16 protein-coding genes are annotated in these 21,727 nt (G+C 70.6%); 8 read left to right on the top strand and 8 right to left on the bottom strand.

The window, feature by feature from the left end:
• Positions 1-166 precede the first annotated feature (166 nt).
• Positions 167-3,268: a CARDB domain-containing protein gene (locus tag ACFY36_RS07925; protein ID WP_499745165.1), complete on the top strand. Its 3,102-nt coding sequence runs from the start codon at positions 167-169 to the stop codon at positions 3,266-3,268.
• Positions 3,269-3,455: 187 nt separating this feature from the next.
• On the opposite strand, the gene ACFY36_RS07920 is transcribed toward ACFY36_RS07925, so the two are convergent.
• The 3 genes from ACFY36_RS07920 to ACFY36_RS07910 form a co-directional block, all read right to left on the bottom strand.
• The gene (locus ACFY36_RS07920) at positions 3,456-4,190 is read right to left on the bottom strand and encodes a hypothetical protein (RefSeq protein WP_499745164.1); all 735 of its coding nucleotides are present in this window, start codon (positions 4,188-4,190) and stop codon (positions 3,456-3,458) included.
• 516 nt (positions 4,191-4,706) lie between these two features.
• The gene (locus ACFY36_RS07915) at positions 4,707-5,255 is read right to left on the bottom strand and encodes a YflT domain-containing protein (RefSeq protein WP_499745163.1); all 549 of its coding nucleotides are present in this window, start codon (positions 5,253-5,255) and stop codon (positions 4,707-4,709) included.
• Positions 5,252-6,130 carry a phosphatase PAP2 family protein gene (locus ACFY36_RS07910; RefSeq protein ID WP_499745162.1) on the bottom strand — a complete coding sequence of 293 codons (879 nt, stop codon included), beginning with the start codon at positions 6,128-6,130 and terminating at the stop codon, positions 5,252-5,254. The genes ACFY36_RS07915 and ACFY36_RS07910 overlap by 4 nt, the downstream gene beginning before the upstream one ends.
• A gap of 223 nt (positions 6,131-6,353) precedes the next feature.
• On the opposite strand from ACFY36_RS07910, the gene gsmA reads away from it, so the two are divergent.
• The 6 genes from gsmA to ACFY36_RS07880 all read left to right on the top strand — a co-directional run bounded on the left by gsmA (position 6,354) and on the right by ACFY36_RS07880 (position 16,288).
• Positions 6,354-7,499: a sporangiospore maturation cell wall hydrolase GsmA gene (gsmA, locus tag ACFY36_RS07905; RefSeq protein WP_499745161.1), complete on the top strand. Its 1,146-nt coding sequence runs from the start codon at positions 6,354-6,356 to the stop codon at positions 7,497-7,499.
• Between the two features lie 65 nt (positions 7,500-7,564).
• Positions 7,565-9,898, top strand: coding sequence for an ATP-binding protein (locus ACFY36_RS07900; RefSeq protein ID WP_499745160.1), 2,334 nt, complete (start codon positions 7,565-7,567; stop codon positions 9,896-9,898).
• 38 nt (positions 9,899-9,936) lie between these two features.
• Positions 9,937-10,725 carry an aldo/keto reductase gene (locus ACFY36_RS07895; protein ID WP_499745159.1) on the top strand — a complete coding sequence of 263 codons (789 nt, stop codon included), beginning with the start codon at positions 9,937-9,939 and terminating at the stop codon, positions 10,723-10,725.
• 43 nt (positions 10,726-10,768) lie between these two features.
• Positions 10,769-14,686 carry an ATP-dependent RNA helicase HrpA gene (gene hrpA / locus ACFY36_RS07890; RefSeq protein WP_499745158.1) on the top strand — a complete coding sequence of 1,306 codons (3,918 nt, stop codon included), beginning with the start codon at positions 10,769-10,771 and terminating at the stop codon, positions 14,684-14,686.
• A 75-nt stretch (positions 14,687-14,761) separates the two neighbouring features.
• On the top strand, positions 14,762-15,142 hold the full coding sequence (locus ACFY36_RS07885; RefSeq protein ID WP_499745157.1) for a DUF6401 family natural product biosynthesis protein: 381 nt from the start codon (positions 14,762-14,764) through the stop codon (positions 15,140-15,142).
• A gap of 171 nt (positions 15,143-15,313) precedes the next feature.
• On the top strand, positions 15,314-16,288 hold the full coding sequence (locus ACFY36_RS07880) for a LamG-like jellyroll fold domain-containing protein (RefSeq protein ID WP_499745156.1): 975 nt from the start codon (positions 15,314-15,316) through the stop codon (positions 16,286-16,288).
• Between the two features lie 46 nt (positions 16,289-16,334).
• Here ACFY36_RS07880 and ACFY36_RS07875 read toward each other — a convergent pair whose 3' ends face one another.
• On the bottom strand, positions 16,335-16,811 hold the full coding sequence (locus ACFY36_RS07875; protein ID WP_499745155.1) for an SRPBCC family protein: 477 nt from the start codon (positions 16,809-16,811) through the stop codon (positions 16,335-16,337).
• 1 nt (position 16,812) lies between these two features.
• Positions 16,813-17,160 carry an ArsR/SmtB family transcription factor gene (locus ACFY36_RS07870; protein ID WP_499745154.1) on the bottom strand — a complete coding sequence of 116 codons (348 nt, stop codon included), beginning with the start codon at positions 17,158-17,160 and terminating at the stop codon, positions 16,813-16,815.
• A 431-nt stretch (positions 17,161-17,591) separates the two neighbouring features.
• Between ACFY36_RS07870 and ACFY36_RS07865 the strand changes: the two genes are divergently transcribed.
• Entirely contained in the window at positions 17,592-18,323 is a 732-nt protein-coding gene (locus ACFY36_RS07865) for a hypothetical protein (protein WP_499745153.1), read from the top strand.
• Positions 18,324-18,485: 162 nt separating this feature from the next.
• On the opposite strand, the gene ACFY36_RS07860 is transcribed toward ACFY36_RS07865, so the two are convergent.
• The 3 genes from ACFY36_RS07860 to ACFY36_RS07850 all read right to left on the bottom strand — a co-directional run bounded on the left by ACFY36_RS07860 (position 18,486) and on the right by ACFY36_RS07850 (position 21,712).
• A complete protein-coding gene (locus ACFY36_RS07860) occupies positions 18,486-18,728 on the bottom strand; it encodes a hypothetical protein (protein WP_499745152.1) in 243 nt (80 codons plus the stop codon).
• A 261-nt stretch (positions 18,729-18,989) separates the two neighbouring features.
• Positions 18,990-20,012 carry a cobalamin B12-binding domain-containing protein gene (locus ACFY36_RS07855; protein ID WP_499745151.1) on the bottom strand — a complete coding sequence of 341 codons (1,023 nt, stop codon included), beginning with the start codon at positions 20,010-20,012 and terminating at the stop codon, positions 18,990-18,992.
• Positions 20,009-21,712 (bottom strand): PP2C family protein-serine/threonine phosphatase, encoded by a 1,704-nt coding sequence (locus ACFY36_RS07850; protein WP_499745150.1) that lies wholly within the window; start codon positions 21,710-21,712, stop codon positions 20,009-20,011. The genes ACFY36_RS07855 and ACFY36_RS07850 overlap by 4 nt, the downstream gene beginning before the upstream one ends.
• Between the last annotated feature and the right edge of the window lie 15 nt (positions 21,713-21,727).

The raw sequence follows: 21,727 nt of genomic DNA, 5'->3' as shown, positions 1-21,727 counted from the left end.
CGGGCTCGCGCCCGGGGCTTTTCCTGTCACCCGCAAGCGGTCGCGCCTGAAGACGTACCGCCGGAATTATGTCCCTTTAAGTAGGTTTTGGGGCAATTCCGAATGAGGGGGCTATGTGATTAACAGCGATACAGCTCGGCGGCGGCGAACGCCGCTCATCGCAGTGATGGCGCTACTCGCCGGCACGATGGTGGCCGTACTGCCCGCCAGCCCGGCCGCAGCCGTGACCCGGACTCTGGCCTATGTCACCGGCCGGATGAACGGCCAGGCCAAGGGCACCGTGAAAGTGATCGACACCGCTGACGGCACCGTGGTCGACACCATCGGGCAGGTCGCCGCCGGCCCGCAGGGCATCGCGATCGCACCCGACGGGAAAACGGTCTACGTCCCGGGCTACAGCAGCTCGGAGATGTCGAAGATCGACACGGCGACCAACACCATCGTCAAGACGATCACTGTCGGCCCGTCCCCGAATCGCCCCGCGTTCAGTCGCGACGGGGAGAAGCTGTACGTGCCCACCGGGGCCACGGTGGTCGTGCTCGACACCGCGACCGACGAGATCACCAACCGCATTCCCGTCGGGGGCAACCCGCAAGGAGTGTGGGTCGCGCCGAATGGTCTGGCCTACGTGCCGAGCGCCGGCAACAACACGGTCTCGGTGATCGACACGGGCACCGAGACCGTCGTCAAGACGCTCCCGGTCACCTATCCGTTCGCCGTGGCCATCAAGCCCGACGGCTCGCGCGCCTACGTGACCAGCATCAGCGGCAACCAGGTGGCCGTCATCGATGCCGCCACCCTCACCCTCGACAGCCCCATCGCCGAGAGCCCGGGTCCGCAGGCGATCGACATCTCCCCGGACGGTGCCCGCCTCTACATCGGGCATGGCAGCGGCAATGTGACCGTCCACACCATCTCGACCGGCGCCCGGGTCACCATCCCCAGCCCCGGATTCCTGGACGCGGAGGTCAGTGCGGACGGCTCACGTGTCTACCTCACCGGCCTCGGCGGCACGCGGGTCCTCGCCACCGCGGACAACTCGATCGCCGCGGTCAACACCGGACTCGACACGACCTACGCGGTCGCACTGGGCACGGTGACCACACCCTCGACCGATCTGCTCACCACGATCACGGGTTCGGCCGCGCAGGTCGCGGCCACCGTTCCCGTCACCTACAACGCCCGGGTCAAGAACAACGGGCCCGACGCCTCCACGGGCGCCAAGGTCACTGTCGCGCTGTCGGGCGCCACCCACACCATCAAGAGCGCGACCGTCCCCGGCGGCTCCTGCGCCGTCGCGGCGCCGGAGGTCACCTGCACCCTCGGCGCCCTGGCCAAGGACGCCGAAGTCACGGCCGAGGTGACGGTCGAGCCGCAGACCGCGGGGACGATCACCGCGAAGTCGACCGTCGTGGCCGGCGAGCCCGATCCGCTGCCGCTCAACAACACCGACACCGCGACCACGACCATCACGGCGCCGCCGGCGGCCGACCTCGGCGTGACCGTTGCCGGGAGCGAGGACACGGCCCAGGTCGGCAACACCACCACCTTCCAGATCGACGTCAGGAACAACGGGCCGGACACGGCTGCCGGGGTCAAGGCCGCCATTGTCCTGTCCGGCGTCGACCGCACCATCGAGTACGCCATCGTGAACGCCGGCTCCTGCACCATCGACGGGTCGAACATCGCCTGTGACCTCGGCAGCCTCGGCCGGGACGGTACAAACACGATCGCCGTGAACTACCGGGGCAAGGCGGTCGGCTCCGTCACCGCGAAGGCCACCGTCTCGGCCGATCAGGCCGATCCTGTGCAGGACAACAACTCCGGCACGGACAGCACGACGATCGAGCCGCAGCCCACGAACCTCGGAGTGTCGTTCGCCGGCTCTCCCGGCCCGGCCGAAGCCGGCACCGCTTACACGTACCGGGCTGAGGTCAGGAACAGCGACTCGGACGCGGCCACCGGAGTCAGGACGAAGGTGGAGCTGTCCGGCGCCGACCACACCATCCAGAGCGCGACGGCCGCGGGCGGCTCGTGCACGGTGGAAGTGCCTGTCATCGACTGCACCATCGGCGAGATCGCCGGGAACGCGACGGCCACGGTCATCGTCACGGTCAAGCCGCTGGCGGCCGGAACGATCACGGCGAAGGCCACCGTGTCGTCGGATCGGCCCGATTCCACTCCGGGGAACGACTCCGACACACAGAGCACCAGGATCGACCCGAGGCCGTCGGCCGATCTCGGCGTGACGGTCACCGACTCGGCCGACCCGGTCGAAGCCGGCACGTCCTATACGTACCGAGCGCTGGTCGACAACGACGGGCCGAACACGGCGACCGAGGCGAAGGCCAAGGTCGTGCTGTCCGGGGCGAACCACATCATCCAGAGCGCCACGGTCACCGGCGGCTTCTGCACGATCACCGCGCCGGCGGTGAATTGCACGATCGGCAACCTGGGCGGCGACGCGACGGCCACAGTCCTCGTGACGGTCAGGCCGCAAGCGGCCGGAACGATCACGGCGGAGGCCACGGTCTCAGCGGACCAGGACGATCCGGCGGCGGGCAACAACTCCGGCACGCAGAGCACCACGATCGACCCGCTGCCGACGGCCGGCCTCGGCGTGACCGTCACCGACTCGGCCGACCCGATCGCCCTGGCCGGCACGTTCGTCGCGACCAGCAAGGTCACCAATGCCGGCCCGGACCAGGCCGGTGCCGTCACGGCGAAGGTGACGCTGACCGGTGCGGCGAGCGCCATCCTGGGCGCCACCAGCACCCAGGGCACGTGCACGATCGCCGGCGCCGTCGCGACCTGCGCCGTCGGCAACCTGGCCCGGAACGCGACCGCGACCATCACGCTGACCGTCGAGCCACAGGCCACCGGCACGATCACGGCCACCGCCACGGCGGAGACGACGACCGCCGACCCGCTTCCGGCTGACAACACGGCCGCCCAGACCACGGCGGTCAACAACGCCAACGGCTGCACCATCATCGGCACCGCCGGCAACAACATCCTGGCCGGCGGCCCCGGTAATGACGTGATCTGCCTGCTCGGCGGTAACGACACCGTCAACGCCTTCGGCGGCAACGACACCGTCTACGGCGGCTCCGGCGCCGACACGGTCCAGGGCGAGAACGGCAACGACAATCTCTACGGCGGCCCCGGCAACGACACCCTCGTCGGCGGCCCCGGCTCCGACAAGATCGACGGCGGCCCGGGAACCGACATCTGCACCACCGGCGAGAACGTCTCGAACTGCCCGTGACATCCGCGTGCGGGCCTCAGGCGATCAGCCTGGGGCCCGTCTTTTCCGGCCTTGTGAGCTCCCTGTCCTCGCCCTGCGGTCCCTACCAGGTAAGGTTCCCCGGCCCTGGCCCGCTGTCCCGGCTCTCGGCCAGCCTTTTATGCGGTCCGGCATGATCCATCCGAGAGATGAAGCGTTGCCCGGAAAATCAACTGTGCTCTCCCTGTGAAACCGCCATAAGGACTGGAGTGTGGCCTTCCATTCTGGTATCAGCGGTTGACCGGCGTCGGTAATCGACCGAAGTTGGCATGATCGGAAACTGACGCGAGTCATCCGGTTCGCGAGAGAATTGCTCATGGCGCAGCTGCAGTTCTTCACCCGGGCGAAAGTGGCCGAAATGCGTGACCCGACCAAGGCGAGGAACTATTCCGCCAGCCGCGCAGAATTCCGTCGCGATCACGAAACCCGCCGATACTGGGGCTTGAAGGCACGCCACGCCCAGAAGCTGCGACGTCTGTTCGGCAGCGTAGAGGCCGCTGAAGCCCATTTCCGCCTGCAAGCCGCCGAGCGAAAATTGATCCCACCGCCGCAGTCGCCCCAGGCGAGGCAGATCACCACAGAGCGAGCGCCAGACCACCCAGCCGCCGCAGCCGCAGCCTCGCTTGGCGACACCGTGCAGGTTGCCGCCACGGCTCCGGTTGCCGTCACCGCCCCGGTCGCCGCGACAGCCTCGGTCGCTGAAGCGGCCCGGATCAGCCCGCAGCCAGTCATGCCCATGCCGCCGACGGCACAGCGCGCCGCGTCGGCGAAGGAAGCACTCGAGGAGGCCGCACTGCTGCGATCCGCGCCGTCGCTTGCGCCCGAGCGGGCCGCGTTCGAGGAAGTCGTGCTTGGAAGGGCTGCCCTGGGGTGCGGCGCTGACGGGGAGCGCCCGCTTGCGCAAGTCTCGCGGTGGAAGGACGGGTCGGGCGGCCGGCTTGCTTTGACCGTGCCGGGGCGGGGTGGCCGGTGTTCACGCTCGGGTGCTGCTCATGAAGGTTGCTCGGCGGCTGTCGTCTGGGCGGCGAGAAACTGTCGGCCGTGTAAGCCGGGATTGCCGCGAGCTGTCTTTTGCGTGTCGGCCGACTTGCGTTTGTTCGGATCCTGGACTGCGCGAATTGCTGTCGGGTCGGGTGGAAAAGGCCCTGACGGCAAAGGAGGTCTCGGGGAGCGTGGGCGGAAACAAGTTGGTGTAATGCAGCTTTTCGGAGGTTCCGGCCGGCAAACGGCCCGTTGGGGAAAGGGGCGGCCGGAGAGGAAGGCTGGGCTGAGAAAGCCGCGTGGGAGAAGGCTGCATGGGGGAGGGCTGCATGGGGGAAGGCTTGGTCGTAGGAATGCGCGGGGTCGGGGCGGCGGGAGATCCTGCTCGGTACGAAGGAAAAGCCCCGGACCGGTGGTCCGGGGCCTCCGCTTCGTGGGGCTACTGGGCGCCTGAGGCTCGCCAGTTCAGCTGGACCAGGAGCTGCTGGGCCTGGGCGGCCACCTCGGCGTCGGCCGTCACGGCGTACTGGCCTGCCTGCAGGGAGCTCCGGGAGGCGAAGTCGCGGCGGCCTCCGGTTGCCGCGTGGGCGATGGCGCCGAAGATGGCGCCCCAGACGGCGCCGATCAGCAGCGTGGAGAGGATCACGGCGAACCAGTTCGAGTCGCTGAACAAGCCGAACAGCAAGCCGATGAACAAGCCGAACCATGCGCCTGAGGCCGCGCCGGCCAGGGCCGCCCTGGCCACCGTCAGACGGCCCAGGACGTTCTCCACCAGGCGCAGGTCGGTGCCGATGATGGCTGTGCGCTCCACCGGGAACTTGTTGTCCGACAGCAGGTCCACCGCCTGCTGGGCCAGCGCGTACTCGGGGAACGTGCCCACCACGACCGTGGGGGTCGGGCCGGCGGCCACGTTCTGGGCGGGCAATGTGGGCACCCCGGACGGGCCCGAAGGCACTCCGGAATTCTCGGGGGTGGTTGGTGTGGTCACTTGGTGCCTCCTTGAATGGCGCCGGGCGAGGCCGTCAGCCACACCCAGACGAGAAATGCTCCGGCCGCCGCGGCCGTGATCGCCGCTGAGCCGGACAAGAATGTGAAACGGCCCGGCAGGTCGTCGAGCATGGCCTCCGCCGCGATGCCGAACGCCGCCGCGATCGCCGCCACCACGCCGGCCAGGATCAGCGGGACCGTTGCCACCCTGCTCGGGCGGCGCGGCGCCCCGGGCGTGCGCAGCCGCCACAGGCGTACGACGAAAACCGCGAGCGAACCCCACGCCAGCGTGACCAGCAAACCCGCCACGGTGTCGCTCGGGCGATGCCACTCGGCCCAGACCGTCGCCACCGCGATCACCGTCACGTAGGCGAAACCGACCAGCGCGATCGTTCCCCTCAGCGCCTGCGGCAGCACCAGGATCACCGCGAACGCCACCGACGCCGCCGCCGCCGTGTGGCCGCTCGGGAACGAGTTCGGCATGTCCGTGCCGTCCAGGTCCGGGCGGTAGAGGCCCATCTTCAGCAGCTGGGCCGTCGCGTTCGCGCCGATCACCATCAGCGCCGCCCCGACCGCCAGGTCGGCGCGCTTGCGCAACACCCCGAACACCGCCGCGAACAGGCACACCAGCACCAGCGTGGCCAGCGTCGTGCCGTTCAGCGTGCGGTCGAGCACCTCCACCACCCTCGGGTGGCCCACGTCGGCGCCGTTCATCGCGGCCGTGTCGGCCCGCTGCCCGAGCGACGAGCGGATGGCGACACGCCACACCGCGTAGAGAGCGGCCACCGCCAGCACGAATGTGGCCAGCGGCGCGACCAGATGGCCGGCACCCCGGGAGCGGGTGTCGGGTAACGACGGGGACGCCAGGGCCGTCATCGGCGGGCTGCCCTTCTGCGAGTCGCGGTCAACGGCGGTACGCGCATTTCCCAGCCGATCGAATTTTCAAGCCTTCGCACCATCCGGCACAACGTCACCTGCGGCACATTCTCGCCACAGCAGGACACCTCGGCAACGTTCCTGCACCCCAGATCGCTCTTGGCCCGCAACGCCGCGCCGGGACCTTCAAACGGACGACGACCGAAACGAGGGGGATCTTTTCATGGGGCAGTACACCCGCCGGTTCGCCGGGCCGATGCTCGCGCTCGCCGTGGGGGCCGGCCTTTTCGCCGTACCCCAAGCGGCCTACGCGGCTGGGGTGACGGCCACGGTCGACGTCCGCAGCACGCTGAAGGTCCGCTCCGCGCCGTCGCTGGCCGCGAAGGTCGTCGGCTCCCTGCGCGACAACCAGAAGGTCACCGTCGCCTGCTCGGTGACCGGCCAGAGCGTGCGCGGTTCCGTCCGCACCACCACCCAGTGGGACCGCCTGAGCACCGGCGGGTACGTCACGCACTCGTACCTGCGCAGCGCCACGATCAAGAAGTGCGCGACCGCGTCGCCGCAGGCGTCGGCCGTGAAGACCAAGACGCCCGTGAAGACCAAGACGCCGGTGAAGACCACCTACAAGGTCGGCACCGTCAAGAGCTCCGACGGCAAGGTCAACATCCGGACCGCCCCGTCGACGACCGCGCCCGTCAAGCGCTCGGTGACGACCGGCGCCAAGGTCAACGGCATCTGCGGCGTCGTCGGCACCACGGTGAGCGGCACCGTCCGTACCACCTCGCAATGGAACAAGCTCTCCGACGGCAGTTACATCTCGCACGCGTACGTCGTCACGGCCGCCCTGGCGCAATGTCCCGGCACTGTGAAGACGCCCGTGGCCACCGTCGTCACCCCGGAGCAGTTCCTGGCCGCGGCCGTGCCGGGCGCGCAGCGCGGCTGGCGTGAGTACGGCGTCCCGGCGTCGGTCACGATCGCCCAGGCCATCCTCGAGTCGGGCTGGGGCAAGAGCGGCCTGGCCTCGGTCGACAAGAACTACTTCGGCATCAAGTGCCAGAGCGGCCGGTACGGGACGCTGGCCAGCGGCTGCCACAACTACACGACCCAGGAGTGCACCAAGGCCGGCACCTGCTTCACCACGGTCGCCAGCTTCCGGACGTACGCCTCGATGGCGCACTCGTTCCGCGACCACGGCAGCTTCCTGCGGGTGAACAGCCGCTACAAGCCGGCCTTCACCTACACCAAGGACGCGAACAAGTTCATCTGGAACGTGTGGAAGGCCGGCTACGCCACCGACCCCAACTACTACACCAAGATCACGACCCTGATGGCGCAGCGGAACCTGTACCAGTACGACACCTGGAAGTGAGCTTGCCTCACCCCGGTCGGCCGAACCTGGCCGACCGGGGTGATTTGCGTTTTAAGCTCACATTTGTGGCAAGATTGGCGGCGGACAAGAGGGGCCTCGCTCTGGCCGTCTCGGTCGCGCTGGTCGGCCTCGTCATCTTCGGTCTGGTGTACGCCGGCATGCGCTCCGACCAGGCCGAGACCGCCGAGCGCGTCATGGACCAGCGCACCGCCATGGCGCAGGCCGCCGTGCAGACCGAGACCGAGCGGTTCCGCGCCCTGACCGAGGCGACGGCGGCCGGCCTCGGCACCGACGACGAGCTCACCTGGGCCGACTTCGACGCGGCGACCGCGCCGCTGTCCTCGGCCAACCTGATCGGCGCCGCCTCGCTCGCCTTCGTCGTGCCGGCCACCACGGCCGAGATCCCGGCGGTGCAGAAGCTGTGGCGCAGCCGGGGCTCGGACGGGCTCCAGCTCAAGCCGGCCGGCGAGGGCGAGCACTACTTCTCGGTCTACACGCGGACGCTCAACTCGGCCGGCCCGGCCCTCAACGGCCTGGACGTGTCGGCCGCGCCCGAGGCCGCCGCGGCGCTGGAGGACGCGCGCCGGATCGGCCAGCCCAGCGTCTCCGACACCTACGTCCTGCTGCGCGACCGCAACCTGCCCGAGGCCCAGCGGCAGCACTCGTTCGTCTTCGCCGCGCCGGTCTGGGCCCGCACCTCGTTCCCCAGCTTCCGCGGCTGGGTGGTGCTCGGCCTGCGCGGGCAGGACTTCCTCAGCGGCGTGCTGGCCACGGCCAGTCAGGGCCAGCTCGACGCCACCCTGCTGGCGGCCGACCGCGACGGCGACCGCCCGGTGGTGGCCGACTACTCCGTCGGCGCCGACACCGAGCTCGAGCGGCGCGGTGACTTCCAGGTCGCCGACCGGCAGTGGACGCTGATCACCCAGGCCGACGCCAAGCTGCTGCCCGGCGCGACCAGCCCGCTCCCGCTCAGTGTTCTGCTCGGTGGCATCGCCGTCACCCTGATCCTGTCCGGGCTGGTGTACACCCTGGCCACCGGGCGGGCCCGGGCCCTGGCCCAGGTCGAGGAGGGCACGGCCGAGCTGCGTGAGGCCGAGGCGGAGAGCCGGCGCCAGGCCGGCCTGCTCGGCGCGATCATGAACAGCATCGGCGACGGCGTGGGCGTGGTCGACGAGAACGGCGCCTTCCTGCTGCACAACCCGGCGGCCCGGCAACTGCTGGGCGGGATGGACGACGTCGACGGGCCGGACAACTGGCAGCAGCACTACGGGATCTACAAGCCGGACGGGCGCACCGTGTTCCCGCTCGACGAGCTACCGCTGATCCGCGCCCTGCGGGGCGAATCGTCCGACGGCGTCGAGATGATCATCAAGAATCCGCGCCGGCCCGAGGGCATCCTGCTCAGCGTCGACGGGCGCCCGCTGCACATCAGCGCCGGCCAGCGCGGTGCCGTCGCCGTCTTCCACGACATCACCGAGCTGCGGCGCTACGAGAACGACCTGGCCGTGTTCGCCGGGGTGGTGGCGCACGACCTCAAGGCGCCGCTGGCGGTGATCCGCGGGCACTGCGAGGCGGCGATCGAGGATCTGGCCGACGTGCCGGCCTCGGACGCCGGGGACGACGTGCGCGACAGCCTGCAGCGGATCGTGCGGGCGGTCGACCGGATGGGCGGGCTCATCGACACGCTGCTGGCCTACAGCACGGCGCGCAACGCGCCGCTGCGGACCCGGCCGGTCGAACTCGGCGCGCTGGTGGACGAGGTGATCCGCGACCGGGTCGAGCACCTGCGGCCTCAGGACCGGCCGGACGTCTTCGTGGGGCCGATGCCCGTGGTGTACGCCGACCCGGCGATGCTGCGCCACGTCCTGGACAACCTCGTCGGCAACGCCCTCAAGTACGTGCGCCCCGGCACCACGCCGCGGGTGGACGTGACCGGCGCGATCGTCGGCGAGGCCTGGGCCCGCGTCGAGATCGCCGACCGTGGCATCGGCATCCCCGACGAGGACAAGCCGGAGATCTTCGAGAGCTTCCACCGGGCGCAGTCCGCCGCCGGATACGTCGGCACCGGTCTCGGCCTGGCCATCTGCAAGCGGATCGTCGAGCGCCACGGCGGCGAGATCGGCGTCACGGACAACCCCGGTGGCGGTACCCGATTCCATTTCACGATTCCTGTCGGGAAAGAGGAGGAACCAGAGATGAGCAAGTCACGCACGGACGACGAGGCCGCCACCCAGGCGGCGCTGGAGCGCGCGCTGGCCGAGCGCGCGGCGATGGAGAACACCCGGCTGCCCGGGCTGGGGGCGCTGCCGTCCTCGGTGCCGTCGGGCCACAACCCGGCGGCGGTGCCATTGCGGGCCCCCGTGCCCGAACGGCCGGCGACCGGGGCGACCGCGGAGTGATCTGGCCGGCCGGCGAATCGCGGGGCAGGATGGCTCGTATGACGATTCCTGCCCTGCCGCTGGCCAAGGCCGCCGACGGCACACCGGTCGAGATGCCCCTGCTCGGCTTCGGCACCTGGCAGATCCGCGGCGACCAGGCCTATCAGGCCGTCCGGGACGCGCTGGAGGCCGGCTACCGCCACCTCGACACCGCCACCATGTACGGCAACGAGGAGGAGGTCGGGCGCGCGCTGGCCGACTCCGGGGTGCCGCGCGACGAGGTCTTCGTGACCACCAAGCTGCCGCCCGAGCGGGCCGGCAAGGAGCGCCGGACGATCGAGGCCAGCCTGCACGCCCTCGGCCTGGACGCGGTCGACCTGTGGCTGATCCACTGGCCGCCGCACCGGGGCCGTTCGGTGAAGGTGTGGAAGGAGTTCGCCGCGATCCGCGACGCCGGGCTCGCGCGGGCCATCGGCGTCAGCAACTACGGCCCGGACGAGATCGACGAGCTCACCGCCGAGACCGGTGTGACGCCGGCGGTCAATCAGATCAGGTTCGGCCCTTCCCTGTACGACGCCGGGCTCGTCCAGGCGCACCGGGACCGCGGCGTGGTGCTCGAGGGCTATTCGCCGTTCAAGACGACGAACCTGAACGACCCGGTCCTGACGAAGATCGCGGCCGCTCACGGCGTCGACACGGCGCGTGTGGTGCTGCGCTGGCACGTCCAGCACGAGATCGTCGTGATCCCGAAGTCGTCGACGCCGGAGCGGATCACCCGCAACGCCGACATCGCCGGATTCGAGCTCACCGCCGGCGAGATGGCGGCCGTGGACGACCTGGGGCGTTAATCACCAGGCGTTTGCGCCGAGATCCGCCTATTCTTGCTGCGCCATGTCGATAACACCTGCCCCACCGGCCGTAGCCGAGCTGCGCCGCCGGATAGCCGAGCTTCTCCCGCACGACGAGCGCCGGCTGACGCGCCGGCTCGAGGGCACCCGCAAGATCAAGGACGAGGCGGCGCGTACGTCCGTGCTCGCCGAGATCGCCGCCGACACCGACCGGGCGGCCGCCCGCCTGGCCTCGCGGCTCGCCTCCGTACCCACGATCACCTATCCCGCGTCGCTGCCGGTCAGCCAGCGCAAGGACGACATCGCCACCGCCATCCGCGACCACCAGGTGGTCGTGGTGGCCGGCGAGACCGGATCCGGCAAGACGACCCAGATCCCGAAGATCTGCCTGGAGCTGGGCCGCGGCCTGCGCGGGCAGATCGGGCACACCCAGCCGCGGCGGATCGCCGCCCGCACGGTGGCCGAGCGGATCGCCGAGGAGCTCGACCGGCCGCTGGGCAGCACGGTCGGCTACAAGGTGCGCTTCACCGACCAGGTCAGCGACGACACCATGGTCAAGGTGATGACGGACGGCATCCTGCTGGCCGAGATCCAGAACGACCGGATGCTGCGGCGGTACGACACGCTGATCATCGACGAGGCACACGAGCGCAGCCTCAACATCGACTTCATCCTGGGCTATCTGCGTGAGTTGCTCCCGCGCCGGCCCGACCTGAAGCTGATCATCACCTCGGCGACGATCGAGACCGCCCGCTTCGCGACGCACTTCGCCGATCAATCGGGCAAACCGGCGCCGGTGATCGAGGTGTCCGGGCGGACGTTCCCGGTCGAGGTCCGCTATCGCCCCCTCGTCACGCTCGACACCGAGGACGAGACCGAAGAGCCCGTCGATCAGGTCGACGGCATCGCCGAGGCGGTCGACGAGCTCGGCCGCGAGGGCGACGGCGACATCCTGGTCTTCCTGTCCGGCGAACGGGAGATCCGCGACACCGCCGACGCGCTCGGCAAGCGCAACCTGCGCAACACCGACATCGTGCCGCTGTACGGCCGGCTGTCGGCGGCCGAGCAGCACAAGGTCTTCGAACGGCACTCGCAGCGGCGGGTCGTGCTCGCCACGAACGTCGCCGAGACGTCGCTGACGGTGCCCGGCATCCGCTACGTCATCGACCCCGGCACGGCCCGCATCAGCCGCTACTCCAACCGGCTCAAGGTGCAGCGGCTACCCATCGAGCCGGTCTCGCAGGCCAGCGCCAACCAGCGCAAGGGCCGCTGCGGCCGCGTCGCCGACGGCATCTGCGTCAGGCTCTACTCCGAGGAGGACTTCCTCGGCCGGCCCGAGTTCACCGAGCCCGAGATCCTGCGGACGAACCTGGCCAGCGTCATCCTCCAGATGACCAACCTGGGCCTGGGCGACCTGGCCAAGTTCCCGTTCATCGACCCGCCGGACCGCCGCAACATCACCGACGGCGTGAAGCTCCTGGAAGAGCTGGGCGCCCTGGACGAGCGCCGCCTCACCCCGCTCGGCCGCCAGCTGGCCCAGCTGCCGGTCGACCCCCGGCTGGCCCGCATGGTCATGGAGGCCGACAAGCAGGAGTGCGTGGCCGAGGTCATGGTCATCGCGGCCGCGCTGTCCATCCAGGACCCGCGCGAGCGCCCGGCCGACAAACAGCAGCAGGCCGACGAGAAACACGCCCGGTTCACCGACAAGGAATCGGACTTCTTCAGCTATCTCAACCTGTGGCGCTACCTTCGCGAGAAACAGCAGGAGCTGTCGGGAAACCAATTCCGGAGACTTTGCCGTACGGAATTCCTGAACTACCTGCGGGTCCGTGAGTGGCAGGACATCTACGCGCAGCTGCGGCAGGTGGCCCGTACTCTCGGACTGACCCTGTCGGAGGACCGCGAGGACGTCGCCGAGGGCCAGCACGTGCACACCGCGCTGCTGTCCGGCCTGCTCAGCCACATCGGCCTGAAAGACACCGACAAGCGCGAATATCTCGGCGCCCGCGGGGCCAAGTTCGCCATCTTCCCCGGATCGGCGCTGTTCAAGAAGCAGCCGCGCTGGGTCATGTCGGCCGAGCTCGTCGAGACCAGCCGTCTATGGGGCCGGGTCAACGCGCGTATCGAGCCCGAATGGGCCGAGAAGCTCGCCCCGCACCTGGTCAAGCGGAGCTACAGCGAACCGCACTGGGAGAAGAAGCAGGGCGCCGTCATGGCGTACGAGAAAGTAACTCTTTACGGGTTGCCCATCGTTCCGCGCCGCAAGGTCGGCTATTCCAAGGTCGACCCGGTGGTCTCGCGTGAGCTGTTCATCCGGCACGCGCTGGTCGAGGGCGACTGGGAGACCCACCACAAGTTCTTCGCCGAGAACGCGAAACTGCTCGAGCAGATCGAGGAGATCGAGAACAGGGCACGGCGGCGCGACATCGCGGTCGACGACGAGACGGTCTACGCCCTGTACGACGCCCGCATCCCGGGCGACGTGGTCTCGGCCCGGCACTTCGACGCGTGGTGGAAGAACGCCCGCCGCACCCAGCCCGACCTGCTGACCTTCACCCGTGAGCTGCTGGTCAACGCCGGGCGCGACTCCGTCGACCCCAACGCGTACCCGGACGCCTGGCTCGCCAACGGCGTCAAACTGCCTTTGTCGTACGAGTTCGAGCCGAACACGACGGCGGACGGCGTCACCGTCGAGGTGCCGCTTCCGCTGCTGAACAAACTGGACGCCGAAGACTTCGGGTGGTCGGTGCCCGGCTTCCGCAAGGAGGTCGTGATCGCGCTGATCCGGGCCCTGCCCAAGGCGCTGCGCACCAACTTCGTGCCGGTGCCGGACTGGGCCGAGGCCGTCCTCGACCGGGTGCCGGCCCGGCGCGGCCCGCTGCCCGACGCCGTCGGGAACGAGTTGCGCCGGCTCACCGGCACGATCGTTCCGCGCGACGCGTGGCGTCCCGACCAGGTGCCCGACCACCTGCGGGTCAACTTCCGGGTGGTCGACGAGCAGGGCAAGACGCTGGGGGAGGGGCGCGACCTCGAGGTGCTGCGCCGCGGCCTCGCCCCCAAGGTGCAGGCGACGATCTCCAAGGCGGCCGGCGACATCGAGCGCCGCGGCATCACCACGAACGACTTCGGCGTGCTGCCGCGCCGGGTGGCCCAGGTCCGCGGCGGCTACGAGGTGAACGTCTATCCGGCGCTGGCCGACGAGGGCGACAGCGTCGCCGTGAAGGTCTTCGAGAGCGAGGCCGAGCAGCGTACGGCGATGACCGCCGGCACGCGCAAGCTGCTGCTGCTCACGCTGCCACCGGCGGCCCGCTACCTCCAGGGTCGCCTGGACAACCGGGCCAAGCTCGAACTGTCACGGGCGAACCCGTACCGCTCGATCGCCGACCTGCTCGACGACTGCGCGGGCGCCGCCGTGGACAAGCTGGTGGCCGACGCGGGCGGCCCGGTGTGGTCGTCCATCGAGTTCGCGTCGCTGCGTGACAACGTACGGCAGGACCTGGTCGACGCCGTGGCGAATGTGGTGACGCAGGTCCAGGCGGTGCTCGCGACGGCGTACGACGTCGAACAGAGGTTGAAGTCGCTGCGTGACCCGGCGCTGCTGCCCGCCCTGGCCGACATCCGGCAGCAGCTCAAGGGGCTCGTGCACGCCGGGTTCGTGACCGAGACGGGCTTCCGGCAGATGCATCATCTGCCGCGCTATCTGCGGGGGATCGTCTATCGCCTGGATCGCCTGGGCGGCAACCTGGCCCGCGACCGGCAGTTGATGGCCCAGATCCACGAGATCGAGTCGGAGTACCGCGAGCTGCGGTCCGATCTCGGTGGCTCGGCCGTCGAACAGCTGCGCGAGATCCGCTGGATGATCGAGGAACTGAGGATCAACTTCTTCGCCCAATCGTTGGGAACCGCCTATCCGATTTCGGACAAAAGGATCTACAAGGCGATGGATCAACTGCCTGCGTAGCAGCGTGGGGAGCGCTCGGGTGCCGTTCGGTCACCCCCCTGTCGCGGGGTTGGCGGAGGCCATAAGTTCTTCCGCATGACGAACGAATTCCTGGCCTTCGCCCCGATTTCCGCTCTTGTCCCGACCTCGCCGGCCGCCGGCACGCTCGACGAGATGATGGCTCGCGTGGGCGTCGACGGAATCGTCGCCGCGCTCGCCGACCCCGGCGTCCTCGCCCTCATCGACCAGCACGCGGCCGGCGTCCGCGACGCCCTGGCCGACGCCGACCAGGCCCCCGACGCCGACGGCCTGGCGTCGTACGCCCGCTCGATCGCGGCCGGCGCGCGCCGCATGGGCCGCTCGCTGCCGTCCCCCGGAACGGCCCCGGTCCGCACGGCCGAGTGGCTCACCGCCGAGTGGCACGTCCTGCGCCTGGTCGCGGTGTGCCAGATCGCCCTGGAGAACGAGGTCCTCTGACTTTGCTGTGGCCCAGCTCGCCGTAACCCGGCCGGGCTGGCGCTGATCCCTCGGACGGGCACCTCCCGTCGCCCGGACGGGCTCGCCCGTCCGGGCGGGGGAATCCCGCCGAAACGCCGAAAGCGGTCCTTTGCCCTTTGGCGGCCTATACGTGAAGTTATACGTATGAAAATGGCTTATGCCCTCGTTGCGCTCGCCGGTCTCGCGGTCCCGGCGCCCGCGATGGCCGCTCCCGGGCTCCCCGCGCCCGCGGCCACCACGCCGCCGCCCCTCGCGGCGACCACCCCGACCGCCATCCGCCCCGGCGCCGCCCCGGTAGCCACCACCGCTCCCGCCACTCTTGGTTCCGGCGTATCGCCGACCACCCAGCCCGCTCCGGCCGCTGCTCGTTCCGGCGCCCTGCCGGCGGCCGCGCCCGCTCCCGCCGCTGCCCGTTCCGGCGCCCTGCCGGCGGCGGCGCCCGCTGCGGCCGCGCCCGCTCCCGCCGCTGCGGCCGCGCCCGCTCTAGTGGCTCGCTACACCTTCGACGCCGGTGCTGTGAACGGCCGCGTCGCCGACACCTCCGGTCGGGGGACCTCCCTCACCGTGCGCTCCGTCGACCAGGGCGTCATCCGCTTCGACGCCGGCACGCCCACCGGGCGCTACGCGAGCTTCCCCGGCGCCTGCGCCAGCAACGCCACCAGCTGCCCGCGCGGACTCCTCGAAGCTCCCGACGACGCCGACCTCAACCCCGGCACCCGCACGTTCCGCTGGTCGGCCCGCATCCAGCTGACCAAGGCGCAGATCACCGGCTCCGCCAACATCATGCAGAAGGGCGTGGCCACCACCGCCAGCCAGTGGAAGATGCAGGTCGGCCGCACCAACGGCAAGGCGCAGTGCGCCGTCGTCGGCACCGGCTCCGCCACCATCTACGTCGCCCGCTCGGCCTCCTCGGTCGCCGACGGACAGTGGCACAAGATCCTCTGCCAGCGCAGCGGCTCCACGCTCTCGGTCTTCGTGGACAACGTCGTCCGCGGCACGGCCACGATCCCGGCCAACCTGAACATCAGCAACCCGCTGCCCCTGCGCATCGGTGGCCCCAACTTCAACACCAAGACCGACATGTACCACGGACGCCTGGACGACGTTTACGCCGAACTGGGCTGACCCGCGGCGAACAGGGCGGCACGCGCCGCCCTGTTCGCTTCCGCGGTCAGATCTCGCCCTTGACGACCAGTGCCTCCAGCTTGGCGTAGCCGTCGTTGACGCCGGTCTCCATGCCGCTCTCCAGCCAGGCGTCCCGGCCGGCGAAGCTGTCGACCAGGGACTGGGCGTGCAACCTCGTACGCCCATCGCCCAGATCCTCGAAGGTCAGCGTCTCCAGGGACACGCCGTCGGGGTCGCCCTCGTAGGTGAAGGTCTGCACGATCCGGTCGGGGCGGACCTCGTGGAAGCAGCCGTGGAAGCCGAACTCCGGGCCGTCGCCCACGGCGCCCACGAAGCGCCAGGCGCCGCCGCTCTTGGCGTCCCACTGGTCGATCCGGACCGTGGTCCCGTCGGGGCCGGTCCACCGGGCGAAAAGCTCGGGGTCGGTGTGCGCCCGGAACAGCTGTTCCGGCGTGGCCGCGAAGTCGCGGGTGATCCGGATGATCGGCAGTTCCTTGTCGGCTTCGATCCGTGCCTCGGTCATCTCACTTGCCCTTCTCCTCGTCGGTTTGCTCGTTCATGTCCGCGAGCACCGCGTCCAGGCGCTGGTAGCGCGACTCGGCGCGGCGGCGGTACTGCTCGACCCATCCGCCGATCTCGTCGAAGACGTCCCGCTCGAGCCGCACGGATCGCGGCTGCGGCCCCGGCGGGCGACTGACGAGCCCGGCCTCCTCCAGCACCTTGAGGTGCTTGTAGACCGCTTGCAGAGACATTTCGTACGGCTCGGCGAGCTGCCCGGCCGTGGCATCACCACCGGCCAGCCGGGCCACCATGTCGCGCCGCGTCGGATCGGCCAGGGCGGCGAACGCCTTGGAGAGCTCCTCCGCCGCCATGTCGACCCTCTTTCAACTCATCGGTTGAAAGTAACGGTAGACCCGTGCCACGAGCGTGTCAACCAACTAGTTGAAAGTCAGCGTACGAGGTCAGCCGGCACGGCGAGATCCTCGACCGGGTAGAGGGCGGCGACCGCTGCGATCGTGTCCATCAGGGCGTCGTACTCCGAACCGGTCCTGCCGGTATTCGGTGATCCAGTGGTCGAGGCCCCGTCCGGGCTGGAAGTAGGTGGCGAAGCCGCAGCGGGCCCGGGCGGCTATGCCGCGATGGCGCAACAGGGCGAGACCCTTGGCGTCGGTGGGCTGGATGACGAGGTGGCACAGCGCGTCAGGGCCACGAGGAAGATCCTGGCCGGCGGCGGCGGCGCGGATCGTGGTGAGGGGGCCGCTCGTGGCGTACTGGATCGTCTGTGCCGTCCCCGGGATAGTAGGTGACCGTGGGCATCGACTTCAGCTATGAGTTCCACGTGCCCCGGCGTGATGCCGGTGTCTTCCTGGCCGAGGTCGCGAAGCTCTGCGACCCGGAGGTCGAGACGTCGACGGCGATCGTTCTGCCCGGCGGCGCGCCGATGTCGATGCCGGGGACGTACGGCTTCATCGGCGACCGGGCCGTGGAACTGGACGTGGCGGCGGCCGACGAGACCGGCCGGAGTTTCGACCTGTCGCTCAGCTTCCCGGTGGACGGCCCGCTGCGCGAGTACGACGATGAGGGAGCCGGCTCGCGGGTCACGGTGGGCTATGTCTATCTGAGCGTCAGCGACAGGTTCGGCATCCTGCCGGATCACCTGACGTTCTGGTTCATGCCGGCGACGACCGAACAGAGCCGTCTGTTCCTGATGTCGCCGTCGGTCCGGGAGACGTTCGCGGCGCTGGCGATGTCGACCGGCACGACGCTGTGCCTGCTGGACACGGAGATGGCAAGCCACATCGTGGTGACGGCGCTGGGCCAGCGCCTGTCGACGCGAGTTCCCGGCCCGCTGTTGTTGTGGCGGCGCCAGGCCAGGAACGCGGAGGTGTTCCGCGAGCTGTCGGCCCTGCTGACCGGCCGCCCCGTGAACCCACCGAAGTGGATCATCGGTCCCGGCCATCCGGAGTTCGCGGCTTTCGTGGAGAGCCTCGCCGACTATTCGAGGGTGCCACCAGATCGCTGGCTGGGCCCGTAGCCGCACCATCGAGCGGCTTGGGCAGGCGGTGTGGGGCCGGCCCGCCACGGAAGGCCGGCCCGCCCCGGAAGCGAGCGCCTCGAAAGCCGGCGTGCTGCGGAAAGCGGTACGCCGTGAAGCCGGCGCGCCACGGGGAACCGTGAGCGCGCCGGCGATGGTGGCCTAGCTGCGGCGGAAAGCGTAGGAGCGGCTGGAAGCGGCTCCGGCGGCTCGGCCCGAGCGGGAGCGGCCGGATCGTTCGCGGGCGTCCTGCCGGGTGTCGTGGGCGCCGTGGTGCTGTGCGCCCGCGGCGGTGTCGCGGCGGGCGGGAGAACCCGTCGTGGACGAGCCGAACAGGCCGGCCGCCAAGTCGTTGGCGGCGAGGTCGTCGGCGTCCACGTGGACGGTGAAGGGCTGGGCAGGCATACGGGCCTCCTCGGGGCCCGGCGCGAACGCCGGGCCGGGCAGTGCGAAGCCGTGGTGAGAAGAGAGTGAACGCGCTCCGGGTGTCGGCGCTGAGGCGTCTCCACGGCGGACAACCACCGGAGCACCCGGAACCGAGCACGATCAACGGCACACACCCACGGTCGACGGCGCCGCGGAAGGCGGGGCCGGACAGGGAGGGCCGGAGGAGTTGTCAGCGCATGGGGAGCACGTTAGCCGCACCGCCGATCCGGCGCGAGCTATTTATTTCACCAGCTGGGTGCCGGCGTTGAGGATGGCCACGGCGGTGGGGAAGTCCCGCAACTGGGCGCGGACCGCCTCCAAGCCGACCCGCAGGGCGACCGGCGGCACGCCCCGGGCGTCGAGGACGGCGGCGGTCCACGTTATGAAGTCGGTGAAGATCTGGGTCTCGCTGACGTACAGGGCCGAGGCCAGGAAATCGACGATGTGCGCGATGTCCTCGGTGGTCGCGTCCAGCTGGCGGGTGTTGTATTCGCGCAGGCGCGGATATGTCCGCGCCAGCGTCTCCATCGCCGTGCCTATCAGGTTTCCCCGGTGGCGGACCACGTACGTGTATTCCTCGTCGCCCAGGAACGCCGACAGCTGCGGGTCGGGGGAATGTGGCGGCCAGTTGCGGGCCAGGCGCTGCACCGCCTCCTCCGCGCCCGCCGCCCACGCGTCCGCTCCCAGGTGCTGGGCGTATCGGCCGCCCGGGCCGAAGCCCCGGCCGCCCGCTATCACCGGGACGCCGGCCGCTCGGCAGGCCGTGATGGCCGCGTGGGCCCGGGGGAGACGGGTGGCGATCATGCAGCTGAGGGCGACCGCGTCCGGTCCCGTCTGGTGCAGGTGGGTGACCAGGTGCTGGCCGGGGACGTTGGCGCCCAGGAAGTCGACGCGCCAGCCGTCCAGGCGCAGCATCTCGGCCAGCAGGCGGACCGGCAGCGCGTGCCATTCGCCGTCCACGCAGGCGATCGTGATGCTGCCCCGGCTCGGCTTCACCAGCGTGCGGGCCGCCACCGCGGCCAGGGCCCGCTCGCTGATCGCCGTCGCCGCGTGCTCCCGGGCCACCGACCACTCGTTGGCCGCCCACAGCTCGCCCACCCGGGCCTGCGTGCGGGCGATCAGGTCCATCATGACCCGCTGCGGCGGCACGCCCTCGTCCAGAAGCTCGGTGACCATCGCGACCGCTCCGTACTCGTCGCTGTCACCGACCAGCTGGAGATATTCGTCGGCCAGGCCGGAGCGGAACGACGTGGGCACCGTCATGTCCGCTGCCTCACGCGCCGGTCACCTCGCCGCTGCGCGTCGATGGCGAACGGCGACGCGTTGCGGGCGCCCGTCCGGAGGCTGAGCTGGGTGCGGTCGGGGGCCCGTACGGCCAGCATCGCGATGTCGTCCCTGGTGCCGCCGTGCACCCAGTCGGAGACGAGCTGGCGGATGCGCTCCACCGTGGCCGCGCCGGGCATGCCCCGGCACTCCGACAGCGCGTCGCGCAGGCGGGCCTCGCCGTATTCCTCGGTGCCGGACGCTCCGCCCCTCGCCTCGGTCAGGCCGTCGCTGTAGAGCAGGCACAATTCGCCGGGAGCGAGCTCCACATCGGCCGGCCGCACCACCGTGCGCGTTACCGCGCCGATCAGGGTGCCGCTGGTCGGCACCTCCTCGACCGTGCCGTCGGCGCGCAGCACCAGGGGCGGGGGATGGCCGCCGGTGGCCAGGGTCAGGTGGACCCGGCCGTGGTCGGCCCGGCTGACCGAGCCCACCACCATCGTGACGAAACGGTGCTGGCGGGTCGACTGGAGCAGGGCCTGGTTGAGCACCCGCAGCATGTCGCCGGGCGCGGCCTCGACCAGGCGCAGCGCGCGCAGCGTCTGGCGGACCTTGCCGGTGAGCACGGCCGCCTCGGGGCCCTTGCCGCAGACGTCGCCGAGCGCGATCACCGTGTCGGCGCTCTTGTCGGTCGGGCCGAACACGTCGTAGAAGTCGCCGCCGATGCGCAGGCCGTCCTTGGCCGCCTGATAGGAGCCGACGAGCTCGATGCCGTCGGGCTGCGGCAGCTCGGGCGGGAGCAGGTCGGCCTGGAGCACGGCGGTGGTGTCGACCTGTTCGCGGTAGAGGCCCGCGGCCGAGATGGCGGCGCCGGCGCGGGCCGCGAAGATGCGGGTCAGCATCTCGTCCTCGGGCGTGAACTGGGCGCCGGCGCCGCGGCGGGCCAGGATCAGCGCGCCCGCCGGCTCGGCGTTGCCGGGCAGGGGCGTGACCAGCAGGGCGCCGATCGGGCCGAAGTCGCCGGGCAGCAGCCACTCGGGCGCCTGGGCGGCGTCGAGCCACTTGCTGGGGATGGGCGGGAAGCCGCCCAGCACCTCGACCAGGCCGGGCACGCCGGGCAGCACGTTCTCGCGCAGACGGCCCTCCTGGACGGTGCCGCCGGCGACCAGGCGCACCCACTGGCTGTGCCGGCGGTTGACCGGGAGCACGATGATCGCGGCGTCGGCCAGGTGGGCCACCGCCAGCTCGGCCGTGATGCGCAGGCATCGGCCCTGGTGCAGCGAGGCCGACAGGCGCCGGCCGGCCTCGGCCAGGAAGGCCGTGCGGGCCCGCTCGGCCTCCAGCGCGCCGGCCCGGACCACCTCGTCGGTGCGATCGCGCAGGTACCACCCGTAGTGGTCGTCGCCGAGCGCGCGGCGCCGCCCGTGCAGGTGGTGCCCGGCGTATTCGTCGGTGAAGCTGTCGTCGCCGGAGGCGACGGCGCGGGCCAGTCCGGGCAGCGGGCCCGAGCCGGCCAGGCCGCCGGGGGCCAGGCCGGGCACCAGGGCGGCGGCGGCCGCGTTGACCAGCAGGATCTTGTCGTCGGCGGTACCGCACAGCAGTACGGCCTCGCTGGCCGCGTCGAGCGCGGCGCGCAGCAGGGCCGGTGCGGGTGTTTCGACGAGCTTGTCGCCGGTGGTGACCGGCGAATGCGCTGTCATGTTCCCTCCCGTCTC

The organism is Actinoplanes sp. NPDC000266 (assembly GCF_042899005.1).
In the GTDB taxonomy this organism is placed as follows: Bacteria; Actinomycetota; Actinomycetes; order Mycobacteriales; family Micromonosporaceae; genus Actinoplanes.
This window is presented reverse-complemented; position numbering and strand designations above follow the sequence as displayed.